4 protein-coding genes and 1 pseudogene are annotated in these 3,814 nt (G+C 62.4%); all 5 read left to right on the plus strand.

What is annotated here, in order from left to right; all coding sequences use genetic code 11:
• Window positions 1-147: pseudogene (locus tag WCB02_RS04210) on the plus strand (FAD binding domain-containing protein); the annotation flags it as partial.
• Window positions 144-656 (plus strand): (2Fe-2S)-binding protein, encoded by a 513-nt coding sequence (locus WCB02_RS04215; RefSeq protein ID WP_423956584.1) that lies wholly within the window; start codon window positions 144-146, stop codon window positions 654-656. The pseudogene WCB02_RS04210 and the gene WCB02_RS04215, both read left to right, overlap by 4 nt.
• Window positions 657-2,216 (plus strand): AMP-binding protein, encoded by a 1,560-nt coding sequence (locus tag WCB02_RS04220; RefSeq protein ID WP_423956585.1) that lies wholly within the window; start codon window positions 657-659, stop codon window positions 2,214-2,216.
• Window positions 2,217-2,245: 29 nt separating this feature from the next.
• Window positions 2,246-3,052 carry an enoyl-CoA hydratase/isomerase family protein gene (locus tag WCB02_RS04225; protein ID WP_423956586.1) on the plus strand — a complete coding sequence of 269 codons (807 nt, stop codon included), beginning with the start codon at window positions 2,246-2,248 and terminating at the stop codon, window positions 3,050-3,052.
• A 172-nt stretch (window positions 3,053-3,224) separates the two neighbouring features.
• A partial coding sequence (locus WCB02_RS04230) for an MFS transporter (RefSeq protein ID WP_423956587.1) occupies window positions 3,225-3,814 on the plus strand: 590 nt, incomplete at its 3' end.

A 3,814-nucleotide genomic window follows, 5' to 3' on the forward strand; every position in this document is an offset into this window, starting at 1 on the left:
CGCCTGGACGGCAGCGCGCTCGACGACGCCCTGAACGCCCTCGCCCATGAACTCGATGCGCGGACTGATCTTCATGCGACGGCACGCTATCGCCGCGACCTCGTCCGCCTGATCGGTCGCGACCTCATCCGGGAGGTCCTGCAATGACACGCCTCAACTCGGACCGTCGCCATCAGGTCAGGTTCACGTTGAACGGGACGGCGGTGCAGGGCGAGGCCGAACCCCGCATGCTGCTGACGGATTTTCTGCGCCACCAGATCGGCGCCACCGGTACCCATGTCGGATGTGAGCACGGCGTCTGCGGAGCCTGTACCGTGCACGTGGACGGCATGATCGCGCGGGCCTGCCTGACCCTCGCCGTGCAAGTCGACGGCAGCGAGCTGCGCACCGTGGAGGGGCTCGCGCCCGCACGCGGTCGCCTCGGCATTCTGCAGGAGGCTTTCAGGCGCCATCATGCCTTGCAATGCGGCTTCTGCACCGCGGGCATTCTGATGTCGCTGGATCATTACCTTCGCGAGCGGCGAAAGCCCACCGAAGCGGAGTTGCGCGATCTGCTGAGCGGCCATCTGTGCCGGTGCACCGGTTACACCCCGATCATCCGCGCCGCGCTCGATGCTGCGGAACTGCTTGCCGAACACGACAGCGCAGAGAGATAGATGCTCGACCTTGGTACCAGCTTCGTCGCCAGCGTCGCCCGTGATCCCGGCGCCATTGCGATCGTGGACGCAGACCTGCGACTGACCTACATGCAATGGTATGGGCGGATATCCTCCGTCGTCGCGGCGTTCGACGCTATCGGCTTGCGACCCGGCGACCACATCGTCACCGTGCTGCAGAACCGATGGGAAGCGGCGACGATCCACTGGGCCTGCCAGTTGGCCGGAATTGTCATTACGCCGGTCAACTGGCGATCGAAATCCGACGAGCTGGATTTTTGCATCGAGAACTCGGAATCGAAGCTTGTCGTTTACCAAGGCGCGTCCGCCGAGGCCGTCGCCGACTCGACGATGGCTCGCGGTGTGCAGCGCATTGTGGTCGGCCATGCCGTCACGGCGGACTATGACGCTCTGTCGTTTGCAAAGCTGGCCGAGATATCCGTGCCGGAGGTCGCCCCGCGCGTCGGTGCGGAGGCCTGGTCGATCATGCTCTACACATCGGGCACGACGTCGAAACCGAAAGGCGTTCCACGCCGCCATCGTGCCGAACGAGCCGCCGGCATTGCGCATGTGGCCCAGAATCTCTACGGCCGCGGTGAGCGCACCCTGGGCGTCATGCCGCTCTATCACACCATGGGCGTGCGGTCGCTGGTCTCGATGTCGTTGATCGGCGGCACCTTCGTATGTCTCCCACGCTACGATGCGCAGCGGGCCCTTGCGGCGATCGAAGCCGAAAAAATCACCAACCTCTACCTGGTCCCCACACTTTACCACGATCTTGTTCATCACTCCGAGTTCGCCAAGACGAATACCACCAGCGTGCGCAAGCTCGGTTTTGCCGGCGCGCCGATGACCGATGGCCTCTTGAAGAAGCTGGATTCGGCATTCAAGCCGGATCTGTTCGTCAACCACTACGGCAGCTCCGAAAGCTACACCTTCACCGTCAATCAGAATGCGGTCGCCAAGCCGGGTTCGGCCGGCAAGGCCGGCATCAACCAGCACATCAGGGTCGTCAAGCTGGCCGCGGGTTCGGCGTCGGATCTCGCGCCGACCGGCGAGGAAGGCGAGATCATCGCGCTGCTGGCGGGCGATGAGTCGTTCGAGGGTTATTGGCGCCGCCCCGACGCTGACGCCAAGTCGTTGCGCGAGGGCTGGTATTTCACCGGCGATACCGGTTTCGTCGACAACGACGGCGATCTGTTCGTCACCGGGCGAACCGATGACATGATCATCACCGGCGGCGAGAACGTATCTCCGGTGGAGATCGAAAGCTGCCTGTCGCTGCACCCGGGGGTATCGGAAGTGGCCGTCGTCGGCCTTTCCGATGAAAAATGGGGAAAGATCGTCGCTGCCTTCGTCAAGCGCAGCGCATTCGTCAGCGAATCCGATCTCGAGGCATTCTGTCGGGACTCCGGGTTGGCGAACTTCAAGCGTCCGCGAAAATTTGTTTTCGTCGATGCGCTGCCGAAATCTCCGGTTGGAAAGCTGCTGCGTAGGTTGCTGGTCGCCGGGGAATACGATGCCGAGCGCCGGCTGCCGCCGGGTGCGGGACAGGACTGAAACCTCAAAAAGCAAGGGAAGCCAAAAAAATGCCAGCAGCGTTCAATTTTGCCGACCAGCGTCTTTCGAAGCTCGACGGTTTCCAGGTTGAGATCGACGAGGCCCATGAACGGGCCGACATCATTCTCAACCGGCCTCCCTATAACATCGTATCGATGCCGCAGCGCGATCAGCTCCGGCTGGTGTTCGAAGCGCTCGACGAGGACCCGCGCGTCAGGATCATCGTGGTCCGTTCGATCGGCGAGCACTTCTCCAGCGGCGGCAATATCGGCGGCTTCATGGAAGCCACGCCGGAGCACGTGTCGAAGCTCGCCTGGAATATCGCTTCTCCCACGCGCTGCGCGAAGCCGGTGATCGTCGCCAACCGGGGATATTGTTTCGGCGTCGGTTTCGAACTGTCGCTGGCCTGCGACTTCAGGATCGCGTCTGAGACAACGCTCTACGCGCTGCCGGAGCAGAAGCTTGGACAAATTCCGGGTTCGGGCGGCTCCGCGCGCCTGCAAAAAATGATCGGCATCACGCGGACCAAGGACATCGTGATGCGTTCGAAGCGGATCGCCGGCAAGCAGGCGCTGGAATGGGGGATTGCCACCGAATGCGTGCCCGATGCCGAATTGGAGAAGGCGACCGACAAGCTGGTCGATGAACTCCGCACTTTCTCGCCCTTGGCTCAGCGCACGGCCAAGAAGCTCTTGAACGACACCGAGGATTCGACGCTCGCCATCGCCATCGAGCTGGAAGGCCATTGTTACAGCCGGCTGCGCCAATCGGCGGATTTCAAGGAAGGCGTCGAGGCCTTCAACGCCAAACGCGCTCCAAAGTTTACCGGATTGTAGCCGACGCCGGGTAAGGCCCGACACCCACATCAGCTGTTGGGCCGCTCCGGACGACGAGGCTGCTTGGCTGCCAGGATGGCTGAAATCAAAAAAACCTGCAACGGGAGGATTCAACGTGACTGCCTTAGGTACGCCGCTGGCGGATACGCAGGCAACTGCTGGAAACCGGCAAATGATCAACGCGATCATCGCCTCCGTTCTGGGCTGGTCGCTCGACCTGTTCGATCTGTTCATTCTGCTCTATGTCGCGCCGGTCATCGGCGCTCTGTTCTTTCCCTCCAGCAATCCGACGCTTTCGCTGGCGGCGGTCTATGCGTCGTTCGCGGTGACCTTGCTGATGCGTCCAATCGGCTCAGCGATCTTCGGTCACTACGCCGACCTCCATGGCCGAAAGGGCGCCATGCTGGCGGCGATCGTCGGGGTTGGTGTCAGCACCGCGGCCTTCGGCCTATTGCCGACGATCGCGCAGGCCGGGATGGTTGCACCTGTCATTTTCGTGGCGCTGCGGCTCGTCCAGGGTATCTTCGTAGGCGGGGTGGTTGCGTCCACGCACACCATCGGAACCGAATCGGTGCCGGCGAAATGGCGCGGCGCGATGTCCGGCCTGGTCGGCGGCGGAGGAGCTGGCATCGGTGCCTTGCTGGCCTCATTCGTATTCCTGATCACGTCATCGATGTTTCCCGGCGAGGCCTTTGCGCATTGGGGGTGGCGAGTCATGTTCTTCTCGGGTCTGCTGACCTCGCTGCTGGGCTGGTTCATCTT

This window comes from Bradyrhizobium sp. (assembly GCF_049581145.1).
Lineage (GTDB): Bacteria > Pseudomonadota > Alphaproteobacteria > Rhizobiales > Xanthobacteraceae > Bradyrhizobium.